Raw genomic sequence first — 25,131 nt, forward strand, 5'->3', positions numbered from 1 at the left:
TTTATCGTTACAAAATTCATTAATGGATAAGCTGATATGAAAATGTGAGGAGAACTATGAAATCAATACTTTATACGGATCGTCTAACCTTGAGAATGCTGGATGACCAGGACAGTGGTGCTGTAGTCCGGTATCTGCAGGATAACCGCAGTTCCCTGGCTGAATGGGAGCCGCTTCGATCGGAAGATTACTATTCAGAATTGTATCAAAAAGAGCAGCTTAGACAAAGCATAATGATGAGCTATCGAGGAGAAATGTGCAAGTGGTGGATAGCCCGCACTGATGAGCCGGAACGGATTATCGGGTCGATCTCGCTTAGTAACATCACAAGAGGAGCGTTTCAGTCCTGTCATTTAGGGTATGGTCTGGCCGGGCGGGAGCGGAATCAGGGCTTCATGACAGAGGCGCTGCAGGCCGTTATTGAATACGCCTTTGCAGAAATGGGTTTGCACAGAATTGAAGCTAATATTATGCCAAGGAATGGGGCGTCCTTGAAGGTTGTGGAGAAGCTTGGCTTCTATCATGAAGGGTTGGCTTATAAGTATTTGAAGATCAATGGCGTCTGGGAGGATCATATCCACATGGTATTAAGGAATGAAGCGATGGAGAAATAAAGGGTTCGGCCTTGTAATCTCTGCTCGTATATATATCCCCGAATCTTAAGCCGTAACTATCCGTTGCCCCGATACGTATATGAGGTACGGAATCTGAACATGCTTCGTAAGTAGGCAGAGAGGAGGAGAATGCCTTGCAACAGCGACTCAAGGAATTAGGATATCCGATGAAATTCGTTATCTATATAATGCTATTCATCGCAACGATAATTGGAATGAAATATGTAGCGGAGACGAGATTGCCGAGCGGGGGCAGACCCCCTTATTTATTTTTGATCTGGAACACTTTTCTTGCCTGGATTCCACTCGGATTTGCCGTAATGCTAGACCTGGTCAGCCTGCTCCATTCCCGTACCGCAAGAAGAGGATTGTATTTGATATTCGGTCTGTTATGGCTGTTTTTTTATCCGAATGCGGCTTATTTGATTACAGATCTATTGCATCCCTTTGTGCGCTATCCCACCCAATCTCCACGCTTCTGGGAGGATATATCCTTCTGGAATCATTTAAATACGGTATTCTTTACAGCTATTATCGGTCTGGCTCTAGGTTCGCTGGCGCTTGCTTCGGTACATCAACTGGTGCGCAGAGCCTACGGCAGCTTCGTCGGCTGGTCTTTTGCTATCGCCGTCCTGCTGCTCAGCAGCTTCGGGGTTTATCTGGGCCGCTTTAACCGCTGGAACAGTTGGGATATTCTGCGCACCCCGATCATTGTACTACGGGAGACGGCGAAGTATTTTTTACAAATAGATAATTTACGACATGCGTGGGGCTTCTGCAAATGGGTTTTTCTGGTGACTGCCTTTTGTTATTTGTTGCTCTATTTATTCGGGAAACTCGGGAGCAGTATGGCTTCTATTGAAAGGGAGCGAGAACATGGACACGAAGCAGCAGTTAAGCATGCAGCAGCAGCTGAAAATGAAATTTCCCGTATTGGAGAGCGAACGGCTACGGCTGCGAAAAATAGAGTCTGAGGATAGCAAGCTATTATTTCAATATGTAACGGATCCCCGTACCCAGCGGCATATGTCTTTTCAACCGGACACCTTGCTTTTTCCAAAGCGGCTGTTTCGCTACTTTGAGGAGAGTTACCGGAATCTGCATGATTTGCACTTCGCGGTGATCTGGAAAGAGACAGATGAGGTGATTGGCATTTGTTCTCTGCAACAGTGGTCAGAGCTGAACGGTAAGGCGCGGCTGGGGTACCTGATATCGCCGCCCTTCTGGAACCTGGGGATTGCGACTGAGGCCGCAGGATTATTGCTTCACTTTGGTGCTGAAGTGCTTGGATTGAATGAAGTCGAGGCGCGATGCGGGGTAGACAATCCTGCCTCTGAACGGGTGCTGCAGAAGCTGGGGTTGTCCTTCCAGGCTTATGCGGATAATAGCGTAGGTCATCGCAGCGATGAATATTGCCGATTGAAGGTGTATTCAATACGACTTTAATAGATAATTATTATAGCAGGCGACTCCAAAAGTACGCTTTTGGATTATGAGGTGATTTGTTACACAAATGAAATATTACTGTGATCGAACCCTAATAGTCAGGGGGTACACTTAATACATGACCCCCTTTTGAATATATTTGTATCTGGAATCCGGCGAGATTGCTCGGGTTCCCTTTTTTTGTCTATATGTGCATATACGTGATCGCAGTTAATACGTGAGCATCGGAAGGCCCGGTTGAAGTCAAGATTCGAAGCCGAATCTGCCTCTTAGAGAGGTACGCTTATTTTTTGCTTGTTCTTGAAATAAACCCAATGATCAAACCCAATCTCGCGCAGCCGGTTGGCTACATCTTCCCCTTCATCCCCGACCCGGGATGGGATATGAGCATCAGATCCAAAGGTGACCTCTACTCCATAATGAAGCGCTCGCTCCAGGATTGAATCAGCCGGGTACCATCCTCCGGACAGCTTGGTCTTGCCAGAGGTGTTGATCTCGATCGCGACCTTGTGGTCGGCGATGACCTGCAATGTTTCGTCGATCGCTGCAGCAGCCGGGATATCCGAGAAGGCGGGATAGTTGCCCTTCATGGCATCGATATGGCCAAGAATCTGGAACATTCCGGAGCGTGCCGAATCACGAATCAATTCATAATAGGCTTCTTTATCGGCAATTTGTTGTTGAGGGCTGAGTCCCTTCCAGCGGTTCTTATTGAAGATACTCACATCCTTGACGCTATGCACGGAGCCGATCACATAATCAAACGGGTACTGACTTAGAATATCTCTATAAATCTCGACATGCTCCGGAAAATAATCGGATTCAATACCGAGAAGAACATCGATCTTTCCTGCGTACTTCTGCTTGAGGGATAGCACTTCCTCAACATAGCCTGCAAATGCCGATTTGGCCATGGCAATGCGCGGATGAGCTTGATCCTCCTTGCTCCCGAAATAAGGGGTATGATCACTGATGCCAATAACAGACAATCCGGCAGCGATTCCCGCTTCAATGTAATCGGAGATATTGCCATCGGCATGACCGCACCGGAAATGATGGGTATGAAGATCAAATTTCATAATTAAGGACTCCTTTCTTAGCTGTCTCAAGATTGGGATTATTCTGAGCTAATAAAGTGGGTCTCAGGCATCCCTTTCAGGTCACCGAGAAATTGCTGCATGGCGGAGTTAATGTATCTGCTGGACTTATAAATGACGCCAACGGGGTGAGTGACCTCCAGTTCAGGAATCGCGATTGTCTTTAAGCTTCCCTGGCGAAGCTCGCGCAGAATAGATTGCTTGGAGATGATGGCAGCTCCAAGATTAATCTCGATCATACGCTTTACTTCCTCACTGCTGGACAATTCCATGACGATATGAGGTTCAATGCCATTCCGCTTAAAAAGGTTGTCAACGAACATCCGTCCAACAGTATCCGGGGAGAGCATAATCAGTGGAACATCCTTCAGTGAATCCAGTGTAGGCGAGGTCGTACTGGCTAATGGGTGAAGCGGAGATACCGCCAATTCAAACGTATCGTAGTATAGCACTGAGGATAATACATGGGGATTATTCTCAATCAGATAGCCTATACCGATATCCACCAGTCCTTGCTCCACGTTCTGATAAATAAGAGATGAAGGCATGGATTGGATCGTCGTCTTGATCATTGGAAATTGATCTTGGAAATAGGATAATATCCGAGGCAATATTTGAATGGCGATAGAGGTCGTTGTGCCAAGCACAATATGCCCTTGAGGCGTATGCTCCATGTCGGATAGCTTCTGCTTCAGTTCTTCAACGATATCCAGAATTTGTTCCGCTTTCTCCAGGAATACCTGACCGCGGTCCGTAAGTGTCACCGGCTGATTGCGGTCGACCAGGACGCTTTTGAATTCATCTTCCAAGCTTTTGATTTGCGCAGAGACGGCTGGCTGAGTCAGATTCAGCAATTCACCTGCTTTGCGGAAGCTTTTCGTTTTGGAAATGGTGATTAGTGTCTCCAGTTGACTGATGTTCATCCCACATCCTCCTTTCTTCCACCGTACTCCACTAGTCCGCTGAGTGCGGTCATAAACCTTATAATATTTATTTTAATAATTATAGGTGATTTTTATAGCCTAAGGCAATGATAGGGTGCGAACCCGCCTTTCTCGTGACAAAGATCTAGTTCATTCAGCATAGTTCAATTTATAATGACTTATATCTGGTAATAAAGTATAATAAATTTAATCAAATTACGGGACTTTAGTATCGATTAACTTTCTGTGAAAAGGGGACCAAATAGTGAAAGCGGAAATGATAAATCCTTTTCTTGAGTCAGCTCGGTCTGTGATTGAACAAGTAGTACAGATTAGCCCTTCTACTGGAAATTTGGGGATTAAGGACGTTGTGCCGGCCCGGGATCATATTTGGATTCAGATTGATATGAGCGGTCATTTTAGCGGTATGGTTGTATTTGGACTGCAGGAGAGCGTAGCTCTGCGGATCGTATCGGCCATGATGGGCGGGTTTGTGTTGACGGAAATGGATGAAATGGGACAGAGCGCGATCTCTGAGCTTGGAAATATGATTAGCGGCAATGCGAGTACGATTTTGTCCAACCAGGGAATTATTGTAGACATCACTCCGCCTCGCGTTATTAAGACCGGGCAAAATGACCTGCCGGCACGCAAGGCTTTATGTATCCCGTTATTGATGGAAGGGATCGGCGAACTAGATATTCAAGTCATGGTTTCATAAGAGGTAGAGCCTGGCATATAATAGGAGCTGGGAGTTGAATAACCATGACGCTGAATAATAAAGTGATCGTTGTGACAGGGGCTTCTAGCGGGATCGGGGCATTGACGGCGCAGATGCTGTCGGAGCGGGGAGCAACGGTTGTGATCGCTGCGAGATCATTACATAAATTGCAGAACGTAAGCACTGGAATGATGGGACCTTGCAGAATGCTTGAGCTTGATGTAAGTCAGGATGAATCGGTTCAGGCTGCTTTTGAACAGGTGATTAAGGAATTTGGACATATTGATTGTCTAGTGAATAATGCCGGCTTCGGAAAGTTCGAATATTGCGAGGCCATGCCTGTCACGGAGTTTGCAGAAATGATGAATGTGAACTATATGGGAGTCGTACGCTGTACCAAGGCTGTGCTTCCCCATATGAAGAAAGCGGGAAGCGGGATCATCGTGAATGTAGCCTCCATGGCCGGGAAGCTGGGAACGTCTAAATCGACGGCCTATTCTGCGACAAAGCATGCGGTGCTGGGTTTCAGCAATTCATTGCGTCAAGAACTCCGCGAGCATGGAATTCAGGTGACGACGATTAACCCGGGACCGATTGACACTCCATTCTTCAGCATTGCCGATCCGGAAGGTCATTATGTGAACAATGTGAAGTGGTTCATGATGAAGCCGGAACGGGTCGCCAAGGCAATGGTATCAGCGATTGAGAAGCGGAAGGCAGAAGTGAATCTGCCAAGGCTGGCGGCGGCAGGAATCAAACTGTATCAGCTGTTTCCAAGACTTGCGGACCGCTTAAGCTATAGTATGCTGAACAAGAAATAAGTGAGCTATTGAGCCGGCTGGCAGCAGCCGGCTTTTGTATCGTACAGCGATCATTTGTTGTGTTCTACTGTTATCGCATATAATGGAAATAATAAAATGATTAGGAAGAGGTTGTTTGATAAATCGGCTATCTCTAACGAAATGATTTGAACAAGTATTTTATGATAAGGATGAAAAAAATGTCTAATACAACTTTTACAGGCCTCGGAATAGGCGAGAAGCTTGCGGGGAAGCTCGCTGATTATGGAATTCAGCAGCCGACTCCCGTACAGGAGGAATGCATTCCGGCAGCTCTGGATGGCCGGGATGTGCTTGCCCAATCCCAGACGGGAACCGGCAAGACATTGGCTTATTTGCTGCCAATGCTGGAGAAGATGACCCCTGACAAGATGCTGCAGGGCCTTATTCTTGCGCCTACGCAGGAATTGGCTATGCAGATTCAGCGCGAGGCTGAGAAATATGGGGAAGCTCTGGGAATTACAGTCCAAGCTCTAATTGGCGGTGCAGCGATCAAGAGACAGCTGGAACGGCTGCGTCAGCATCCTCAGCTTGTGGTGGGCACTCCAGGACGAATTCGCGAGATCGTTGAAATGAAGAAGCTCAAGCTGCATACTTTACGGACGGTCGTAGTGGATGAGGTCGACCAAATGTTCAAGCTGGGCGGGACGGCGGATGTAGAACGAATTTTGCGCGGTACGCTTCGTGACCGTCAGCTGCTGTTCCTGTCGGCAACGATTGACGAGCATATTCGCGCTCTGGCAGGGCGGGAAATGAAGGAGCCTGTTGAGGTAGGCATCGAGCCGGAGCAGCGGACTTCGCGGAGCCTGGAGCATCTTTACTTCAAGTGTGAAGACCGGGATAAGATCGATATGGTGCGGCGGATCGTACGTCACTTTAATCCCGAGAGGGCAATCGTATTTATTAACAATACAACCGATATCGCCGAGGTTGAGGCGAAGATGAACTATGTTGGCTTAAGCGCAGGAGCGCTCTATGGCGATGCCGACAAGACGGTGCGCAGCGTAACGCTGCGCCGGTTCAGGGAAGGCAAGATCCGCTTGCTCATCGCCAGTGATGTCGCCGCTCGCGGCCTTGATGTCGAGAATCTGACATTGGTAATCAACCTTGATCCGCCGATTGATGCAGATCATTACGTTCACCGCGTGGGCCGTACTGGGCGCATGGGCCGCTCTGGTCTGGCAGTCTCGCTCGTCTCGTCCAAGGAAGAATTCATTATGCGCAAGTTCTCGCGAGAATTAGGCATCGAGATAACACCGCGCCAGTTATATAAGGGACAGATTGTTGAAGGTGATGCACTTCCTGGAACGAGAAGCAATACGCCTGCTGGAAGGCAAGCCTCCAAAGGAAAAGAGCGGAGTAATGACGCCGCTCGCATCTCGGAGTCCGGGCAGCCCAGACGTCCTGCCAAAGCCAAGGAGAACAATAAGGCGGGGAATCAGCCGAGCAAGTCGGCTCCAGCTCCTGCCCGCAAGAAAGCCCGCGATCAGGATCGGAAAAATAAAGGGGCGCCGAAATGGCTTAAGGATAAGCAAAATAATCAGTAATCCATGAATGTTAAAGGGGGGATTCAACGATGAGTGAGACACCCGTATTGCAAGTGGAGGAACTAAGCGGCGGTTACAGTATAGGACGTCCTGTATTACACGATGTTCAGTTCAACGTGAACAAGGGGGAAATGGTCGGCTTAATCGGCCTGAACGGTGCAGGCAAGAGCACGACGATGAAGCATATACTGGGCCTGATGTCGCCTCACCGTGGTGGAATCACCGTCCAGGGCAAGACCAGGGGAGAAAATCCGGAGGCCTACCAATCTTCACTCGCATTTGTACCGGAATCTCCGCTGCTGTATGAGGAATTGACGGTGCGTGAGCATCTGGAATTCGCGGCCAGAGCGTATAATGTAGCGAAAGAAGACTATGAAGAGAGGGCTGCAAGATTGCTGAAGCTCTTCAATATGGAGGAGAAAGCGGATAGCCTGTCCATGCATTTATCCAAAGGGATGAAGCAAAAGGTCATGATTATGTGTGCCTTCGTGGCCAGACCGCCGCTTTATATCATTGATGAGCCGTTTCTGGGCCTGGACCCGCTGGGCATTCGCTCTTTGCTGGACTTTATGATGGAGATGCGGGCGCAGGGCTCGTCAATTCTTCTTAGCTCTCACATCCTGTCCACGATCGAGAACTATTGCGATCGCTTCATTGTGTTGCATCGGGGGGAGGTCATCGCCCAGGGGACGCTTGCCGAGATTGCAGAGCAGGCCAAGCTGCCGGGGGCTGCGCTGGAAGACATTTTCTATTCTTTAGTTAAAGGCGGAGATTAGAAGATGGAACTACAGGAGCTGCGCCGAAAGCGCAAATCTTCGTTTTGGAGCAAAGTTCTCCCGTTTATACCCTATGTCATTCAGAGCGGCGTTGCTGTTCTGTTCTTATTGCTGCTGATCGCGTTCGCAGCCTGGTACACTAATTTTCTGCAAAATATCCCGCCAGGGCTGCCGGTTCTGTGGATTATGCTGCTCTTGCTCGGTCCGATGACGGTTTATTCGAGTTTTCGCACCTATATGCAGCCCGCTGATATTATCTTCCTGTTGCCAAGGGAAGCTGACATGAAGCAATATTTGTCGCCGTCCCATCGCAGCGGTGTGATATACAAGCTGATCGGCCTGTTTCTCATCTTAGTGCTTGTCTGGCCGTTGTACATCCGCAGCGGAGTGGATACCAAACCGCTCTGGATGGTCATGCTCGTCCTGCTTCTGCTTAAGATCCTCAGCGCCTATGGCTCTTGGCAGGAGCTTAGAATAACAACTGCCCGGGCCAGAACGGGCTATCGCCTGCTTCGTTGGTGCGTTATTCTGCTTATGCTTGCCGCCTGGTTATGGCAGCCTGCCTGGAAGAGCCTGATCTTTATGCTGTTAGTCGGCGTCAATTATGTATTGGCTCTGCGTTTTCCAATGAAGCATGCGGTGGCATGGGACAATCTGATCGAGGCGGAGAAGATCGGGGCGTCTAAAGTGATGATGTGGCTGGGCTGGTTTGTTGAGGTTCCGGCTGACGGACAAAAGGTTATTCGCAGACGCTGGTTGTCTGGTTTGGGCAACAGAACGCCTTGGCAGCGTTCTACCGCGTACCGTTTCTTGATTACCAAGACGTTTCTACGTAGCGAACTGTTAGGGATTGTAGCGAGATTGACATTGCTGGGGATGGTGCTTACCGGTTGGAACGGTGCAAGCTGGCTCGGGATCGGGCTGTATCTGTTCTTTACTTTTCTGATCGCTACCCAGCTTACTTCATTGCACCAAATTCATGCGGATTCGCCGGCTACGGCCTTTTATCCGCTTCCAGCTGGAGCCCATAAAATAGAGGCAATCCGCCTTGCATCGCGCTTGCTCTTGGCACTGACGGTTCTGATGTGGATTCCTCTAGCGGCAGCATCATGGATGGACAATTTAATGTGGGTCCTGCTGAGTCTCGCCATCTCCGTGCTTATGGTATTTGGATTAAGATCTACCTGGATTAAGAAATGGAAAGACGAAGACGAATAATTAGGGGCAGTTTAAAACCACTCTATCATAACAACAGGCCAGCGGCGATATGCCGACTGGCCTGTTGAACGACTATAAGGTATGGTCGAGTTAGATAAATGTACGGCTAACAATAACAAGCAGGATAAAGAGCACGAGAATAACTCCAGTACTGGTCCACAGACCACCATATCCGCCTCTTCCTTCTTCGACAACTCCGCTCATGTACAATTCCCCTTTCTGATTAAGAAGTAATTTATACAATGTATGGTATGACTATAGCCGGGAATGTGCTTGGGCGAATGTATTGGTGGTCTCCGTAAAAATGTATCTAAGCCTGTAGGTCCATAACCCCTTGGTAGATCAGATTAAACAAATCCTCAAGATTCTCTTCGCCGATGCAGGAGAAAGCGATACGCAGGTCAGTATCGCCAAGCGCGATCGTGCCGACGCCGTATTCGCGAATCAGATGCTGACGCAGCGCTTCAGCATTTACTGTCTTCAGCTTGAGACACATAAAGTATCCGGAATTGAAGGGATAGTAATCCCATACGTCTCCGTAGTTACCGCTATCGAGCAGCGTCTTCACCTTATTGGCGCGTCTCTTCATAATTTGGAACTTCTCTTCCTTCTGCGCATGGAAATCAGGCGACTTGAGCGCTTGAAGGATGAAGGTCTGCGAAGGGTGCGAGCCGCTGGAGATCGTGGCGCGAATAATACCTGTTGTCTTCTGGTCCAACGCGGCAAGGACATCAGCATTATCGTTCGCAAAGGTAATAAAGCCGACTCTAAAGCCCCATACATACTCTTCCTTCGTGGCTCCGTCCACCTTGATCGGAAGGATTCGCGGATGGAGGCCAGCCAGCTTGCCGAACAGGGATTCCGTCATCGATTCCTCGAAGAACAGGCCGAAATAGGCGTCATCCGTAACGACAACGACATTGATGCCGGCTTCAGCAGCTTCGTGAATCGCCGACACGATCTCTTGACCTTCCTTGGCTCCCGGCGTATAGCCTGTCGGGTTGTTCGGAAAATTAAGAATGACGATCGCTTTGCCTTTGTCTTGCTGCGCCAGCAGAGCCTCGCGAAGGCCAGCACTGTTAAACTTCATATCTTCAGTAAAGAGGGGATAGTTGACAATATGGGCATGGCGGCGAATGCCGAAGGTCAGCTCATAATTCTCCCAATTTTTATCCGGATAGACGACGACATCGCCTTCATCCACAAACAGATCGGCAACTACGCTCAGACCATGCGTCAACGCATTAGTAACCACCGGGTTCCCGAAGCTCTTACCGTCAAGTGCAGGATTCTCCTCGATCATCTTCTCACGCCATAATTTACGCAATTCCGGTTTGCCAGCCGGTGGTGCATAAGGGTACAAATCCTGCGGTTTATAGGCGGACAGGGTGTCTTGAATGGCGGAAAGATGCATAGGGATGCCATTTTCGGTTGCGATACCAATCGTCGCATTATACTTCTTAGCCCCTGCGGATGCTTCAGCGGACTGGCTCAGGATTCCTTCCTTCGGGAAGTAAATCTCCTTACCCAGCTGAGATAACATGTCATAAACATAGCCTTGCTGCAAGGTCTGGTTCAACTGCTCTGCAAGTGGATTCAGGCTCATTCTCGTTCCATCCTTCCGATCGTTTATTTTTATGGTTTCCAGTAGCAGGCTGAATTCAAGATTTGATGCCGAGTATACCGCTTTTGAACAGCCGCTTTAGGACAAATCCGTTTTAGACTGCCTTACATTATATCATTTACAACATAAGCCGTCACGATGATTTCCTTCTATTCCTCTAGGTGAATGGAACCCCAAGAAGATGTTCAACTGGTATTAAAATGAGTATAATACTTACAAGCCTCTAGAAGGTATCCGTAGAAAACATAACCTTGTAAGCATCGTGCGTAGCCCAGCTAATTTCAAATTTGATGTGGGCATAAGCTTTCTGTTTTTCTGATCAAAAGCGAACTTTTTGAACAACCTCTTACAAGGGAAAAAATTTTGGGGGAGGGAAGGACATGCTTCACGTTTCACCATCATCTTTTATTCTGAAGCCGGCATTTGCCAAAATTGTATGCGAACCTAACTGGAAGTGGCGCAAGCGAGATAAAGCGCTGGAGAACTATGATTTATTCTATGTGTGGAGCGGGGAAGGGAACGTCGTCCTGAACAACCAGACTTTTCAAGTGAGTAAAGGAAGCTGCTTCTTGTTTCGTAAAGGCGATCATCCGACTGCGACGCATAATCCGCAACGGCCGCTAGTACTTACATATATTCATTTTGATATAGATGAGCCTGTCATGGAAGTTCCCGGATCTTATCGGGTATTGGACAATACCCTTGATTTTGAATATATGCTGTCTCGCTATGTACGCTTGTTCCTGGTGAATGCCTATGGAGCGGAGGAGGAGGCTCGTCTGATCCTGAAGCAACTTCTCATCTATTTGCTGCGCGAGGAGCGTGAGGTTCCCCGGGAGAAGAAAGTAAGCAATCAGCTGGTCGAGGTCATCCATGAGGTGGCTAATTATGTTCTGCAGCATCCCGGATTGCCGCATAAAGTTGAAGATTTATCCGCCCGAGCCGGTTTGTCAGCGCGTTACTTCTCAATTAAATTCAAAGAGATCATCGGCATGTCCGTGCAGACTTATATTATTAAATGCAGGATTGATCGCGCTCAGCATCTGCTCTTGCATGCAGGCATGAATGTAACCGAAGTGGCCGATGCTTTGGGGTATAGGGACATATTTTTCTTCAGCCGTCAATTCAAGCAGTATACGGGGAAAAGTCCTTCTGAAATAAGATGAGCGCGCGGGATTGAAAATAAAGTTAGACAAAGAAAAAAACTGAGTCGCACGCACTCAGGTTTTTTTGTACGATTAGTGACTCAGCTTAGAATTGTGAAGATGCCCGAGCAGGGTTCCGACCTTGACTTTACTTCCTACATCCAGGCTGGACGACGGCTCGAAGTTATCCTGCATCAGGAGAACTACAGTGGAGCCAAATTCAAAATAGGCCAGCTCATCGCCGCGCTCCCACTCTTTGGCTTCATCGTCGACATATTTGATACTGCTGACATTCATGGCTCCGACTTTTACGACGGCGCTCTCCCCGTATTCGTGGGAAATATATGTGATGAGCCGCTCGTTGCGGGCAAGTACAGAACGCATATGGGTCATTCCAAAATGGTTCACCGGGTACACCTTCCCCGATATATGCTCGCTCTCCAGCTTGCGTCCGCTCACTGGGGCATGAATCCGATGATAGTCGGTTGGGCTAAGATAGAGCACAAAAGCATAACCATTGCGGTAAGCCTCGCTCCTCGGCGAATGGTTAAGCAGTTCATCAATGGAATAGTCCTGTCCTTTTACATTCAGGATCGTACTGGATTGGATCTTTCCCATAGCAGTAATTAGCGCATCAACGGGGCTTGCGACACCGCCTGGTTCCTGGCAAATCGGGCGCATTCCTGGTTTGAGCCTGCGCGTAAAAAATTCATTCAAAGTATGGTATTCTTTGATTTCCTTCTCCGCTTCATCCAGGGTAATTCCATAAGCTTTAGCAAAGCGCGGAATGACGAACCTGCTCCATTTGGAATGGGAAAAGCGGCCAGTCAGCCGGCAAACCGATTTTCGTGAAGACAGCTCTGTCATCCATATCATCCATTTGGTAGCCAATTGTTATTTCCTCCCATAGGTGAAGGGCAGTTGGAACTGCCGCAATCTACTTCCGCTATCTTGACATAGAATAAGAGCGAAAGCAATAAATATAAAAATATTGTAATTGATGCTTGCTAACTTGGAAACATGTGGTGTATTGTAATGTTAATTGCATAGGGATACGGGGGCTTGAGTGAATCAGGCTGAGATGGCAGCATACTCCGCTGCAGACCGTTAATCTGATCTGGATAATGCCAGCGTAGAGAATCTATCGTCCTGTTCGTGCTTATTTTGTGGACTTATTATGTCTGCATACTGGGACTATACAACCGACTGAGCTTATTCAGCCGGTTTTTTTATTGTTCTCTAGACGGAATATCCCCGCAATAAATTAATTAAGGAGTGATAGGTTATGGTAGAGGTCAACATGCAAAAGGAAAAACGGGGACTGAAGCTTAGCGATCTTCTGGTGACGGTGCTAATCTCGGTCGTGCTCGGAGTAGTGTATCATTTGTGGAGCTCGGTGTATGGACTTTTATCTCCGCTGTTCTTTCAGGCGGATGAACTGGTGTACGGCATGTGGTTCATCGCCTCGACACTTGTCTTTCTATTGATTCGCAAGCCGGGTGTGGCGCTGATTGCCGAAGTTGCAGCTGCGCATGTGGAGGTACTATTCGGCAGCGCATGGGGAATTCAACTGCTTGTCTATAGCCTGCTTCAGGGACTCGCCGCAGAGCTTATATTTGCCGCTTTCCGCTATCGTAACTTCTCTGCACCGGTCGCGGGTCTGGCAGGTCTTGCCGCGTCGATCGGCTCACTGATACCGGACATTTTCTATGGATATGTCGGAGATTATGCGCCATGGATGTTCATTGCCAAATATTCGATGCGTGCTGTCAGTTCGGTCGTCATCGCGGGATTCCTGGCCTATAGCTTGGCCAAAGCGGTCGAGCGCACAGGGGTAACCCATCTGCTTCGCCCTGTTGAATCCAAGGATCTGGCGGCGTTGGATGATTAATGATGAACACAGCTTATGCAAATGGAATGGCAGAGTCTGATATTGAGGTCGCCGGACAAGCGGCTGCGGTACCCGATATTATTTTGGGGGTGGAGGATCTTCGGCTGAAGTTCCCAGGGGAAGCTGCATTTGTATTTAAGGACTTTTCCGTCTCCGTGCGGCGCGGTGAGAAGGTGCTATTGCTCGGGCCCAGCGGTTGCGGCAAGTCCACCTTGCTTCAGATGCTGAGCGGGATCATGCCTGAGATGGTCGAGGTACCGATGCGGTTCAAGGAGAGAATTGTTCCTGAATCGAGAGGGGTGTTGTTCCAGGATCCGGATACGCAGTTCTGTATGCCTTACATAGATGAAGAGCTGGCCTTTGTGCTGGAGAATCTATGTATTCCCAGAGAAGAGATGGAGACACGGATGAGGCAGGCTCTGGATCAGGTCGGCCTGTTCTTTGAGAATTTGCATGTTCCGATAAATTCATTGTCGCAGGGAATGAAGCAGCGGCTGGCGCTTGCTTCGGTGCTTCTGGCCGATCCTGAAGTCCTGTTCCTGGATGAGCCCTCTGCATTGCTTGATCCCGAAGGACGTAAGCAGATCTGGGAGGCCATTCATTCTATCGCCGAAGGACGAACGCTGGTCATTGTTGAGCATCGAATTGAAGAGATGATCGGGCTTGTGGATAATGTAGTCCTGTTTGGCCCGGACGGACAAATTCTCGGGCAGGCTCCTCCAACGAAGCTGTTCGCCTCCTTCCATAAACAATTGGAGCAGTTCGGGATCTGGTACCCAGGGGTATGGGAAGCCTTCTTCTTGTCCCGGGAAGGGGAGAGGCTTCTGAGTCTCCCTAGGGAGGCCCCATATTCTACCCTGGCAGAGCCGCTGATAGAGTTGAAGCAATTTCAGGGCTACAGACAGCGGAGAACTGTGATTGAAGTGGAGCAAGCCGAGATTTATCCCGGAGACTTCATCGTGATTACAGGACCAAACGGTGCGGGGAAGAGCTCATTATTGCTCAGTCTAATGGGGCTTCTGCCAACAGATGGAACCTACAAGCTGCAGAGAATTGATATGGGTGGAGACAAGGCGAAGAAAAGCAGAACCGTGAAGGCGGCTCGGAAAATAGGCTTTGTGTTTCAGAATCCAGAGATGCAGTTTGTAGCTGATCAAGTGAGTGAGGAGATTGCCTTTTCCTTATATGAAGAAGGGTATGACAAAGACCGTATATCATCTCTGGTCAGGCAGGCGATAGGTCAGTTCGGATTAGAAGGAATGGAGCAGCGCCATCCCTATCAGCTCTCGCTGGGTCAGAAGCGGCGTCTAAGCGTGGCTGGAGCGACGGTGCTGAATAAGCCGGTGCTGCTGCTGGATGAGCCGACTTTTGGTCAGGATGCGGTGAGCACCTTTGCAATTCTAAGCCTGTGTGAGGGACTTCGCAGACAGGGAGTCGCAATTGTGATGATCACGCATGAGGAGAAGCTGGCCGACACGATAGCGACTTCGGAATGGCGAGTAGAGAATGGACGTCTTGTCGAGAGAAGGCTGACCATCCGGGGAGAGACAATGGCTAAGCATCATGGAGCGACAGGGGCGTGGGGACATGAATGATTTTTTGATTCCGTATCGCAGTAACTCGTTTCATCGCGCGAATCCGGTTGCTAAGCTGATTTGTATGATTGCGCTATTTATGCTGACACTCTTCACTCATCGGCTTGATTTCATCTTTTACCAGATGACTTGCTTTCTGTTATTGCTGGTGTTCTTCAGCGGACATAAACTCTGGAAAATATCACTTATTATGACGCCGTTCCTCATCGTCTTCCTGGCCTCCTCTTCGACAATGATTCTGTTTGGCAAAGGGGATACGATCTGGTGGACCTGGGGGCTGATCCGAATTTCTCAGGAGAGCTTCTATCGCGGCATACATGTTGGGTTTAAGGCTGTAACGTTTGCTTCGGAAGGCTTATTGTTTGTGCTGACAACTCCATCGGTCGCTCTGTTTTATGCCTTAATGCAGAAGGCGAAGCTGCCGCCCAAATTCGCTTATAGCTTTATGGCTTCGATCCGGCTGCTGCCCATGGTATGGGAGGAGCTGCAGATTCGCCGCAATGCTTTGAAAATCCGCGGAGCCCGCTCCTTACGCGGTGGGATGAAATGGATCGGTGGCCTTAAGCTGTATATCGTTCCGCTGCTTGTTCAAGGAATCAGGAGGGCCCACCGGGTCGCGGTGGCGATGGAGACGAAAGCATTTGACGGGAATGGAAAAAGAAGCTACTATTACCCCTCAGAGTACTCGAGGAATGATGGTTGGGTTGTTCTCTTGCTAGGCGCTACCGTTGGAGCCGCACTGCTAATGTCGGTTCTACTGCCGCCTTTCGGGATAGCTGATGTAAGATATCAGTAATAATAGATGGCGTTACTGCAGAAAAGGAGCTGTCCCTGGTAGTACATACTACTTGTGGGACAGCTCCTTATTGCCGCTCAAATTAGCAGATGGTAAGCGCTGTGTCTAATCAAATTTAGATGTTATTTTATGAATGGGGCTTTCTGTCCGTTTCGGATGATTCAGTAAATACCTTGCATAGGCGATTGGAGTCCGATAAGTGTCCTTCCAAATATTTGTCATTCCCGCTTTGCGAAATCCGTAGCGTTGGTCCCGTCCGTTGCATTCTATAAAGTAAGGGCGTCCGTTATCCGTCAGTCCGATGTCCAGCCCTAGGTCGGCTAACTGCGGCAGATTTGCGGATAACTCTGAAGCGATAGATAAGGACAACGATTTAACATGAGCCAAGACGCCAGCGACAATGGGGGCAGGCAGCAGGTTGCCCAACAGCACAGGAGCCGGGTAGGCCGTCCCTCCCTTGGCAATATTGGAGATGAAGCTATTGGAGGGGGCAACCTTGGCGAATAGACCGGTAACATTCCAGGTACCGTTCATCCCTTTTTGCACAGTGACACGAAGATCAAGCGGCCTGTTATTGTATTCCAGCAAGGGGATACGCTCCTGTATGAAATAAGGTGTGCGGACAAGTAATCTTCCGAGCCACTGCGGCAGATCTCCCGGAGATAGCCGCGCTTTGCTCCAGCTTTTTTGGCGTGAGGAATAATGGATGCTCTCCCAGCCTTTGGTTCCTTTCCGCAATCGTATAATTCCGTGACCCACCGATCCGCGTACTGGCTTGAGAATGAGGTCGGAGTATAGCTCCATCATTTGCTGCAGTCCGGAAGATGTCGCTGGGACAGAGACCGGTAAGTAACTGCGAAGATACTTATTGTTCCACAGCAATTTGTGGATGAGATCCTTGCGATATCGATTATTGGCGTTAAACACGGTTGTTCCCTGTGATATAAGCTGGACGACATTCCTGTGGGCGGCCGGATCTGAGTAGAGAGCCCGGTTATGAATCACCTTGGGGATCGGAATGATAGCTTTGGTATATTCCCGGCCATTGTAGATATAGGCGATGCACTTCCCCTGTTTCAGATCGATATCGCCCAAGCGGAGGAAACAGGGAATGAGATCGAATTCCTTAGCGACTTCCTCGTAATTATTTATCGATTCCTGACCGGTCCGTCTTGTGGGAATACCACGAAACATGCTGGAATTAAGCAGAATTCCGACGTGGTCTGGCCCCATAGTGTTCCTCCTTCCTACTTGAGGCTTCTTTAACACTCTATGTTGGCCTGACCCGAAAGCGTGGACGACTGTTCTGCGGCAACAGCCTGTTTTATGGCCGTTACCCGGATGCACCTTTTACAGAGTCAAATCGTATATTTATCTATGAGATCGAAGAGATTTATGCGGAGGGCTAAGAATGAACAGTATTGTTACGGCAAAGCGGGAACCTGGATCCATGCTGGAGCGCCATAAGGTAGCGGTAATTACTCCCGGCTCCTTCGTTATTCCATCAGGCAGGAGCAGCTCGGTTGAGAGAGTGATTGAGAAGGTAGTACCGCTTGCGTCCGATCAATTGAATATTCGCGTATTCGGGCTATCTGACAGACAGCTTCCGAACTTTGGCATGGTAGGCCATGTTCCGTGCTTTCGTCTGCCGGGCGGGCACCGTTACTTACAGTCGATCCTCCAGCATCTCCGCAAATGGCATCCGGATACTATTGATGTGCATAACCGACCTAGATTGGCTTACCAAATCAAGAGCAAGCTCCCGTTCACCCGCGTTTTGTTGACGCTCCATTCTACAACATTTATCAGTACGACCTATAGTCCTCTGTCTGAGACTTCCCGCTGGCTGAATCGGGTAGATGGTATTGTCGTAAATAGCGAGTATTTACGCTCCGAGCTGTTGCTGCGATTTCCGGGTCTGCAGGTCCCGATCCAGGTAAATCTGCTAGGGGTCAGCCTTGAGGATTTTACACCTCGCTGGACTCCGCTTGGAGAATCGCTCCGTCAGGCCAGACTGGCTGATTTCGGTTGGGAGAACCGCAAGGTCGTTCTCTATATAGGCAGGCTGTTGCCTGCCAAAGGTGTACATCATATTTTGAATGCCTGGCCCACGATTCAGAAGCGCGTACCGGATGCAATGTTGGTAATTGTAGGAAGTGCATTTTACGGAACCGAACGAGAGACCGCCTATGTCCGGAAGCTTAAGAAGTTGGCTGAACCGTATCAGAATCATATCGCCTTCCTTCCATATATTGAATATCCCAGAGTTGCTGATTTCTATAATCTGGCCGATGTCGTTGTCGTTCCTTCCGGTGAGGAAGAGGCCTTTGGACTGGTGAATGTCGAAGCGATGGCGGCAGCAATCCCCGTTGTTGCCACTAATACGGGGGGGATTCCGGAGATTATAGCCGACGGACAGTCCGGATATTTGCTGCCGCCGGGCTCTCTTCAGCAAAGCCTCGCTGAATACGTAGCTTATTTGCTTAATCATGAAGAGGTTCGTCGGAGAATGGGCTGTGCGGGCCGTGAACTCGCTCGCAGCAGGTTTCGCTGGAAGCATACCGCAGAGCGTTGGGGACAATTAATGAGAGGAATCGAATAGCATAGTATGAATGGTGCGTAAGGAGCTTACGCGCTATTTTTTTGCATATTCATATGGATGTACATATGCCGTTGCGACAAATTTACTCTCACATACACTGTTTTATATAGACTGGTACAACAAAACGGGGAGGTGCAGGCTTGATCAGAAGAAGGAAGAGAGGTTTGGTCCCAGGTACCAGAAAACAGGCTGCAAGGCCAAAGCTGCCGAAGATCGTGAATCATCGCGATCCTATGGTCTCTATAATTATTCCGGCTATGAATGAGAGAGCGCGGCTGCCCTCCGTCCTGCGTGAAGCTAGTAAAGTACATCCGCACAGTGAGACGATTGTTGTTGCAAACGGATCGACAGACGGAACGGCTGAGATTGCCGCCGCCGCCGGAGCGAGGGTTATTCGCTTCGCCGAACCGCTCGGGCATGATGTGGGACGACGCGTTGGTGCTGAAGCAGCCAGGGGGCAGGTTCTGTTGTTCATTGATGCGGATATGGTTATTTCAGCTGCAGAGCTAAGGCCCTTCGTCAGAGCTGTGTTATCCGGTGCGGATGTAGCCTTGAACGGATATTCCGGTTCAGCTGGCAGACAAATGGTCCATCCCGTTGTGTTGGCAAAGCACTCGCTAAATGCCTGGTTGTCACGCCCCGATCTCCATGGCGCCTCAATGACAGCTGTACCCCATGCCCTGAGCCGTCAGGCTCTTGCTGTAATAGGCCCTAAGCTGCTGGAGATTCCTCCACTCGCCCATACAGTGGCAGCGGTTAGGGGGTTGAACATTCAAATAGCGAATACAGTCGCAGTAGGGAATATGAATCCTATGCGCCGGAGAGTGGGAAGGTCGGACCCGCTGGCCTCGCTTGTCGTAGGTGATCATCTGGATGCGGTCCATTGGCTGATTCAGGAACAGGGGCTGCGTGGAGGCTACAGCGACTTGAACCGATTAAGGGGCAAGGTGAGGTGATGACATGCGAAGGAGAATACGCACAACTGGGGTAAACAGAACCCGTCGAGATCATGCAACCAGGCGCAGCAGAAGCAAGAGGTATCCTGCCAGACGGAGGAAGGTGTTCTATGAAGCCAATGCTGCTCGAGCCAAAGCACGGCCATACGGTTCAGACGGGCTGGAACGGCTGGCTTTGCAAGCTGGAAGAGAGGCTGCTGCCGGCAGGAGTGAGAAGGAACGTTCTGAAAAACATATGCAGCAGAGCTATAATTTATGGTATTTGAAGCATGGGGCTGGCAAACAGAGGGGGTATTCTACAACACTCCGCATTTCCAAAGCTTTTGCGCATGGTTATGCAGCGGAAGACAGCCTGCTGTGTCATTATATCCCACTTCCGCTTAGCAGAACGACAGCAGCAGTCGTTGTTGCCAGTAATGAGAGAGGGACTTTAAATGCAGTACTGGAAGAGCTTAAACGCCTGCCCTTCGGGGAGATTGTAGTGGTATTGAATGGCTGTACTGACGGGAGCTTTACAGCTTTGGAGCATGATCCTCGCCTGATTAAGCTGAGCTATCCGCAACGGCTTGGCCATGATGTAGGGAGAGCTCTTGGTGCTGCGATGACTGCGATGGAGACGGTTTTGTTCGTCGATGGGGATATGAGGCTGCCCGCTGAGGACCTCGGGGCTTTTCTAGTAGCCATTGAGCAGGGAAGCGATGTGGCGCTTAATGATATTACACCGCTTCTGCCTTCATTTATGAAGCGGGATAGTGTGACGTATAGCAAGATGTTTCTAAATATGTCGCTTGGACGCTCGGATTTATCAGCTAACTCGCTCACTGCTGTTCCCCACGCTCTATCTCGCAGAGCTATCGATACATTAGGCCACGGTAGCTTGATCGTTCCTCCCAAGGCGCATGCACTCGCCATAGCTCACGGATTAGTTGTTACGGCGCCATATTCGGTCAATGTGGTGAAGAACAACCGTATTCGCAGTACAAATACAGGTCCGGCCAATGCGGTGTCCGGACTAATCCTTGGCGATCATATAGAGGCGTTGGCGGAGGTAATGAAAATGTATGGTCCGCGATTGAAATTTACAAGGATGACTCGCAGTGAGCTTGCGAAAGTGAGGAATGGACGTTGAGCAAGTTCGGTTTAACCAGCATCATCATTCCAACCTATAATGGTCTGCACTTATTAATTCCATGTGTGGAGGCGATTCGTCGCTTTACGGAGGTGCCTTATGAGATCATTATCGTAGATAACGGATCGAGCGACGGGACCGCGGAATACGGATTGCATGAGGGACTCATTGTCGTAGCCATGCCGGATAACACAGGTTTTCCGGCAGCCTGCAACCGGGGGTTAAGCATTGCCTCAGGTGACCAGCTTCTATTACTTAATAATGACGTGATTGTCTCGCCACGGTGGCTCAGCAATATGTTAACGACACTGTACAGTTCGCAAGACGTCGGAATGGTCGGACCTGTAACCAATTATTGCAGTGGAAGACAGCAGGTGGATATTCAATGGGAGGGACTGGCGGAGTATTACGCGCTGGCGGAGCAATATAATCAATCCAGCCCTGAGCGATGGCAGGAGGTGCCGAGGCTCGTCGGAATGTGTCTTCTGTTCAAGCGGAAGCTGTTCAGAGAGCTCGGTTTGCTTGATGAGCGATTCTCGCCAGGACACTATGAAGATGACGATTATTGCTATAGAGCCAGGAGGCGTGGATACCGCCTTATGATATGCGGCGATACACTAGTCTACCATGCCGGAAGCGCCAGCTTTAGGGAGCAGCATCCCGAGGGATGGAACTCTCTGATTGAGAGGAACCGAGGATTGTTTATCGAGAAATGGGGTATAGACCCTTGGCAGTTTATATAGATGAGTTGAATTAAGGAGGGGATCCCATGAAAGGTGTGATTTTGGCGGGGGGAACCGGAACACGGCTGTACCCGCTGACTCGATTAGTGAATAAGCACTTGCTTCCGGTCGGGCGATATCCTATGGTCTGCTACGGCATAGAACGGCTGCGTCAGGCCGGAGTCACTGATATTCTTATGGTTATCGGCAAGCAGTCAGCAGGCCTTTATGCCGATTTTTTCGGAAGCGGGGAGAACTACGGTGTGAAGCTGAATTTTCGAATTCAGGAATCCGCCGGAGGAATCGCCGAAGCGCTGGAATTGGCAGAAGGCTTTATAACTCCCGGGGAGAAGTTCGTCGTATTGCTTGGCGACAATTTATTCCTCGACGATCTTACCCCTTATGTAGAGAAGTTCAAGCAGCAGCAAGGTGGTGCCAGAGTTCTGCTTAAACCGGTGGATGACCCGAGACGCTACGGAGTTCCCGTCTTCGATCCGAAGCAGCCTGCGCTGATTTCGTATATTGAAGAGAAGCCCAAGCATCCGAAGTCGAGATACTCTGTAACAGGAATATATATGTATGACTACACGGTATTCAGCCTGATTCAGGGCATCACCCGTTCGGCCCGGGGTGAACTGGAGATTACGGATGTGAACAACCGATATGCGGAGCAAGGCAAGCTGGAATACGACATATTGAAGTTATGGTGGGGGGACGCAGGCACACCGGAATCTCTGCGTGAAGCTGAAATATATATGAGAGGCGTACTGCCTTGATTCAAGGGGCAGAAGCGATTTGTATTCCAGCTGTGAAAGAGGTTGCTGTAAAATAGTCCAACCTGCTTGGAGAGGAGAGAACAGGATGTCGGTCAGAGGGGATCGATTCCGAACAGCCGGCAGAAGTCGGAAAATCAGGAGAAAACCTCGTCAAGCCGGGCTCATGTATGACGGACCGCCGGCAAGAAGAGGAAGGATGTCACGGCGTGGGCATTGGCGAAGACGGGCCGGCTTGTATTCAGGGAGCGGTATGGACAGGACCGGGCGGGGGAGGGGGAAGCGCCAGCGTCAAGCTGGAGGCTCCTCTCCCGGATTTCACAGGATGAACAAAATGCCCGGAAAACATGGAGACAAAGTGCTGGGAGGAACTTTGCCCGCGCCGATTGCTGAAACGGATGTAGCTGTAGAGGAGCAAGGAATCTCTAAGCCGGCGGAGACGCCAATGCAAGTCTCTGTTCCTCCGAATCAGAGCAGAACGCGGCAGAAGATCGAGACTTTACCTTATGAAGAAGGTTATCGGCAAGGGTTATATGATGGCGGAGAGGCCAAGGTAGAGAAATGGATACCACACCAGATGGTACTGCCAGAGTTGACTGTGGATGATGTTATACAGGCGGGGGTGCAGAGTCTGACGGCATCGTTAATACCGATCCTCACTACTGCCGACGTCTCTCATGAGCTGGAAGAAGCACTTAAGAGCGGCAGGCCCTTCTCATTAGTACGCCTTGGTGATGGAGAACTGTTAACCTTAGCCTATGATACGGTGATGTCCGGCGAAGAGGTTCGACGCTGGGGAAGCTTTTTATCATATGCAGGAGTAAATCTTCCTGATTCCCATGTACGGTTGGCGTTAGCTGAAGCCATTTCCAGCGCAAGCATCGTCGGGATCCCCAAGTCACGCCATCCTTCCTATCAAGGACTCTTATTTCCGGTGTTGCGGCACTTTGGAATCGATTATGGCAGCCTGAAGCTGACCTCGTCCACTATAAATTATGCTCTCAATGAAGAGGGAGAGCTGAGACAGCTGCTGACCGGGCGTAAAGTTCTGCTGATTGGCAACGAGACTCCCGGCCTGGCTAAGCATTTGCAATCTCTGGGGATACAGGTCCGGGGAATTATCGCCCCGGTGCTTGGAGTCTCTGATGTTCAGCGGGTGATGAACCAGATTGCCCATATCGATTTCGATATTGCATTTGTGGCTGCCGGGGTTGCCGCCGTTATTCTATGTGCAAGAATCGCAAATGAGCTGGGCAAGGCAGCTCTGGACATGGGGCATCTGGCGAATAAAATCACTTCAGGGGAAATGTCGATCACATGAGAAGGGAGGCAGCTTCTTGCATAATACCAGGCACACAGCCCATGAGTCTGATTTCCAGCAGGGGTATCACAGGGGTTATGACCAGGGTTTTAAAGTCGGCAAAGAGACATTTGGCACCTGGTTCGAGGGAACCAGCATCATTATCCCGACTTATAACCAGAAGCAATTGCTGCTTCAATGCGTGGATTATATAGAAGCCCACACGGTATCACCCTACGAAGTAATTATCGTTGATAATGGGTCACAGGATGGAACAGTGGAGGCATTACGTCATCGTAGAGGATCACTTCGCATCGCTGCCCATTCGACCAATCTGGGCTTCGCACAAGCGATTAATACCGGACTTATGATGGCCAGGGGGCAGACGATCGTACTTCTTAACAATGATGTATTTGTTACGGAGGGCTGGCTGACCCAGATGCTGGCCTGTTTGTTGGAAAGTCCGGATACAGCGGCGGTTGGTCCGGTAACGAATTACATTAGCGGGGAGCAGAAAATAGAGGTTCCTTATCATGATTTAGCGGAGATGCCTGGATTTGCAGCTGCCTATAATCGCCGTGACACTGGAAAATGGCGGGACACGAGTCGTCTCGTAGGTTTTTGCATTCTAATGAAGCGCAGTACCTTTGAACAGGTGGGGTATTTGGATGAAGGGTATGAAGTCGGAAACTTTGAGGATGATGACTGGAACTTGCGCTTACGCTTGCAAGGCAAAAGAATGCGTATTGCCGGGGATACCTTTGTTCATCATGTCGGAAGCGTGACGATGAAGGGGCTTGGCGCGCAGTTTTTTACCGTGAATGACAGTAACGAGCGATTCTACATTGAGAAATGGGGGAATCGCTACGATCAAATAAGGGGCAGGGTTGAGGAATTGATCACTACCCCGCACAAGGCTGCCGATTTCTTTCCGACCCATATCTGGATCAGAAGCGCCAGCGGGCAGCTATACTGGATGCAGCACGGCGTAAAATATCCTGCAGCTACCCGGGCGAAGGACGACGTCATGATGGCATCAGCAGTGCGATTGTCCGTCATGGAATTGCTGCAGATTCCAACGGGACCGGAGTATGGAGAAACGGAGCTGGCAGCGATCAAGGCAGACTCCTCCAGAGATGGAGTCGTTGTAATGGCGGGGGACGGAACGATTTATCAGCTTGATCGGGGGGCCAGGAGAGAATTTGTGTCGTATTATGCTTGCACTGCTTGGGGATTTATCATTCCGCAGCAGGCCGCCGCGCACGAAGCATGGAATCATTGGCCGGAGGGCCTTCCGATTGCACCGCCTACCCGGGTGAAAGCGGAGGATTTGTAGGTTGTCATCCAGGAACGACAGGCTATGGCCGTGCATATGCTGGAACAAAGATGAATGCCGGGCATAGCCTTGTTGCCATCT

26 protein-coding genes and 1 riboswitch are annotated in these 25,131 nt (G+C 49.6%); of the genes, 20 read left to right on the forward strand and 6 right to left on the reverse strand.

Translation table 11 applies throughout. The features are described from left to right. Positions 1-56: 56 nt before the first annotated feature. The 3 genes from DMN77_RS14570 to DMN77_RS14580 all read left to right on the forward strand — a co-directional run bounded on the left by DMN77_RS14570 (position 57) and on the right by DMN77_RS14580 (position 2,060). The gene (locus tag DMN77_RS14570) at positions 57-614 is read left to right on the forward strand and encodes a GNAT family N-acetyltransferase (RefSeq protein ID WP_068777931.1); all 558 of its coding nucleotides are present in this window, start codon (positions 57-59) and stop codon (positions 612-614) included. Between the two features lie 134 nt (positions 615-748). After that, the gene (locus DMN77_RS14575; RefSeq protein ID WP_256872402.1) at positions 749-1,588 is read left to right on the forward strand and encodes a DUF1361 domain-containing protein; all 840 of its coding nucleotides are present in this window, start codon (positions 749-751) and stop codon (positions 1,586-1,588) included. Beyond that, positions 1,533-2,060: a GNAT family N-acetyltransferase gene (locus DMN77_RS14580; protein ID WP_179015524.1), complete on the forward strand. Its 528-nt coding sequence runs from the start codon at positions 1,533-1,535 to the stop codon at positions 2,058-2,060. The genes DMN77_RS14575 and DMN77_RS14580 overlap by 56 nt, the downstream gene beginning before the upstream one ends. Before the next feature lie 269 nt (positions 2,061-2,329). On the opposite strand, the gene DMN77_RS14585 is transcribed toward DMN77_RS14580, so the two are convergent. Beyond that, complete coding sequence (locus DMN77_RS14585) at positions 2,330-3,139, reverse strand: histidinol-phosphatase (protein ID WP_179015525.1); 810 nt, start codon at positions 3,137-3,139, stop codon at positions 2,330-2,332. Between the two features lie 38 nt (positions 3,140-3,177). Next, positions 3,178-4,080 carry a LysR family transcriptional regulator gene (locus DMN77_RS14590; RefSeq protein WP_179015526.1) on the reverse strand — a complete coding sequence of 301 codons (903 nt, stop codon included), beginning with the start codon at positions 4,078-4,080 and terminating at the stop codon, positions 3,178-3,180. Positions 4,081-4,345: 265 nt separating this feature from the next. Between DMN77_RS14590 and DMN77_RS14595 the strand changes: the two genes are divergently transcribed. The 5 genes from DMN77_RS14595 (at position 4,346) to DMN77_RS14615 (ending at position 9,181) form a co-directional block, all read left to right on the forward strand. Further along, positions 4,346-4,801, forward strand: a complete 456-nt coding sequence (locus DMN77_RS14595) for a chemotaxis protein CheX (protein WP_068777927.1) — start codon at positions 4,346-4,348, stop codon at positions 4,799-4,801. Positions 4,802-4,845: 44 nt separating this feature from the next. Beyond that, positions 4,846-5,622 (forward strand): SDR family NAD(P)-dependent oxidoreductase, encoded by a 777-nt coding sequence (locus DMN77_RS14600; RefSeq protein WP_068777926.1) that lies wholly within the window; start codon positions 4,846-4,848, stop codon positions 5,620-5,622. A 179-nt stretch (positions 5,623-5,801) separates the two neighbouring features. Beyond that, entirely contained in the window at positions 5,802-7,187 is a 1,386-nt protein-coding gene (locus tag DMN77_RS14605) for a DEAD/DEAH box helicase (protein WP_179015527.1), read from the forward strand. Between the two features lie 29 nt (positions 7,188-7,216). After that, positions 7,217-7,963, forward strand: a complete 747-nt coding sequence (locus DMN77_RS14610; protein WP_068777924.1) for an ABC transporter ATP-binding protein — start codon at positions 7,217-7,219, stop codon at positions 7,961-7,963. Positions 7,964-7,966: 3 nt separating this feature from the next. After that, a complete protein-coding gene (locus DMN77_RS14615) occupies positions 7,967-9,181 on the forward strand; it encodes an ABC transporter permease (RefSeq protein WP_179015528.1) in 1,215 nt (404 codons plus the stop codon). A 90-nt stretch (positions 9,182-9,271) separates the two neighbouring features. Here DMN77_RS14615 and DMN77_RS23645 read toward each other — a convergent pair whose 3' ends face one another. Together DMN77_RS23645 and DMN77_RS14620 are read right to left on the reverse strand one after the other, a co-directional pair. After that, positions 9,272-9,385: a sporulation protein YjcZ gene (locus DMN77_RS23645; RefSeq protein WP_218652976.1), complete on the reverse strand. Its 114-nt coding sequence runs from the start codon at positions 9,383-9,385 to the stop codon at positions 9,272-9,274. 106 nt (positions 9,386-9,491) lie between these two features. Next, positions 9,492-10,781, reverse strand: a complete 1,290-nt coding sequence (locus DMN77_RS14620) for an aminotransferase class I/II-fold pyridoxal phosphate-dependent enzyme (protein ID WP_068777986.1) — start codon at positions 10,779-10,781, stop codon at positions 9,492-9,494. Between the two features lie 404 nt (positions 10,782-11,185). On the opposite strand from DMN77_RS14620, the gene DMN77_RS14625 reads away from it, so the two are divergent. Then, entirely contained in the window at positions 11,186-11,971 is a 786-nt protein-coding gene (locus DMN77_RS14625; protein ID WP_068777922.1) for a helix-turn-helix domain-containing protein, read from the forward strand. A gap of 72 nt (positions 11,972-12,043) precedes the next feature. Here DMN77_RS14625 and asd read toward each other — a convergent pair whose 3' ends face one another. Beyond that, complete coding sequence (asd, locus tag DMN77_RS14630; protein ID WP_148466486.1) at positions 12,044-12,841, reverse strand: archaetidylserine decarboxylase; 798 nt, start codon at positions 12,839-12,841, stop codon at positions 12,044-12,046. A 153-nt stretch (positions 12,842-12,994) separates the two neighbouring features. After that, a riboswitch (TPP riboswitch) is annotated at positions 12,995-13,106 on the forward strand. Positions 13,107-13,235: 129 nt separating this feature from the next. On the opposite strand from asd, the gene DMN77_RS14635 reads away from it, so the two are divergent. Genes DMN77_RS14635 through DMN77_RS14645 form a run of 3 tightly spaced genes read left to right on the forward strand, consistent with a single transcriptional unit; the run spans position 13,236 to position 16,232 of the window. Continuing rightward, positions 13,236-13,841, forward strand: coding sequence for an ECF transporter S component (locus tag DMN77_RS14635; protein ID WP_256872403.1), 606 nt, complete (start codon positions 13,236-13,238; stop codon positions 13,839-13,841). Beyond that, complete coding sequence (locus tag DMN77_RS14640) at positions 13,841-15,436, forward strand: ABC transporter ATP-binding protein (RefSeq protein WP_256872404.1); 1,596 nt, start codon at positions 13,841-13,843, stop codon at positions 15,434-15,436. Before DMN77_RS14635 ends, DMN77_RS14640 begins: the two co-directional genes overlap by 1 nt. Next, entirely contained in the window at positions 15,429-16,232 is an 804-nt protein-coding gene (locus DMN77_RS14645; RefSeq protein ID WP_068777920.1) for an energy-coupling factor transporter transmembrane component T family protein, read from the forward strand. The genes DMN77_RS14640 and DMN77_RS14645 overlap by 8 nt, the downstream gene beginning before the upstream one ends. A 105-nt stretch (positions 16,233-16,337) precedes the next feature. Here the strand turns inward: DMN77_RS14645 and DMN77_RS14650 are convergent, their stop codons facing one another. Further along, positions 16,338-17,465 (reverse strand): YheC/YheD family endospore coat-associated protein, encoded by a 1,128-nt coding sequence (locus DMN77_RS14650; RefSeq protein WP_068777919.1) that lies wholly within the window; start codon positions 17,463-17,465, stop codon positions 16,338-16,340. A gap of 178 nt (positions 17,466-17,643) precedes the next feature. On the opposite strand from DMN77_RS14650, the gene DMN77_RS14655 reads away from it, so the two are divergent. The 8 genes from DMN77_RS14655 to DMN77_RS14690 all read left to right on the forward strand — a co-directional run bounded on the left by DMN77_RS14655 (position 17,644) and on the right by DMN77_RS14690 (position 25,050). Further along, positions 17,644-18,834: a glycosyltransferase family 4 protein gene (locus DMN77_RS14655; RefSeq protein WP_256872405.1), complete on the forward strand. Its 1,191-nt coding sequence runs from the start codon at positions 17,644-17,646 to the stop codon at positions 18,832-18,834. Positions 18,835-18,974: 140 nt separating this feature from the next. Then, positions 18,975-19,790 carry a glycosyltransferase family 2 protein gene (locus DMN77_RS14660; protein WP_068777918.1) on the forward strand — a complete coding sequence of 272 codons (816 nt, stop codon included), beginning with the start codon at positions 18,975-18,977 and terminating at the stop codon, positions 19,788-19,790. 4 nt (positions 19,791-19,794) lie between these two features. After that, entirely contained in the window at positions 19,795-20,919 is a 1,125-nt protein-coding gene (locus tag DMN77_RS14665) for a glycosyltransferase family 2 protein (protein WP_256872406.1), read from the forward strand. Further along, positions 20,916-21,662, forward strand: coding sequence for a glycosyltransferase family 2 protein (locus tag DMN77_RS14670; RefSeq protein WP_179015529.1), 747 nt, complete (start codon positions 20,916-20,918; stop codon positions 21,660-21,662). Before DMN77_RS14665 ends, DMN77_RS14670 begins: the two co-directional genes overlap by 4 nt. A gap of 26 nt (positions 21,663-21,688) precedes the next feature. Then, positions 21,689-22,417 (forward strand): sugar phosphate nucleotidyltransferase, encoded by a 729-nt coding sequence (locus tag DMN77_RS14675; RefSeq protein WP_068777916.1) that lies wholly within the window; start codon positions 21,689-21,691, stop codon positions 22,415-22,417. Between the two features lie 167 nt (positions 22,418-22,584). Then, positions 22,585-22,743, forward strand: a complete 159-nt coding sequence (locus tag DMN77_RS14680) for a hypothetical protein (RefSeq protein ID WP_179015530.1) — start codon at positions 22,585-22,587, stop codon at positions 22,741-22,743. 5 nt (positions 22,744-22,748) lie between these two features. Then, the gene (locus DMN77_RS14685) at positions 22,749-23,735 is read left to right on the forward strand and encodes a GT-D fold domain-containing protein (RefSeq protein WP_256872407.1); all 987 of its coding nucleotides are present in this window, start codon (positions 22,749-22,751) and stop codon (positions 23,733-23,735) included. 16 nt (positions 23,736-23,751) lie between these two features. Next, positions 23,752-25,050 (forward strand): glycosyltransferase family 2 protein, encoded by a 1,299-nt coding sequence (locus tag DMN77_RS14690; RefSeq protein ID WP_256872408.1) that lies wholly within the window; start codon positions 23,752-23,754, stop codon positions 25,048-25,050. Positions 25,051-25,131: the final 81 nt, after the last annotated feature.

Source organism: Paenibacillus sp. 79R4 (assembly GCF_013393165.1).
Classification (GTDB): Bacteria; Bacillota; Bacilli; order Paenibacillales; family Paenibacillaceae; genus Fontibacillus.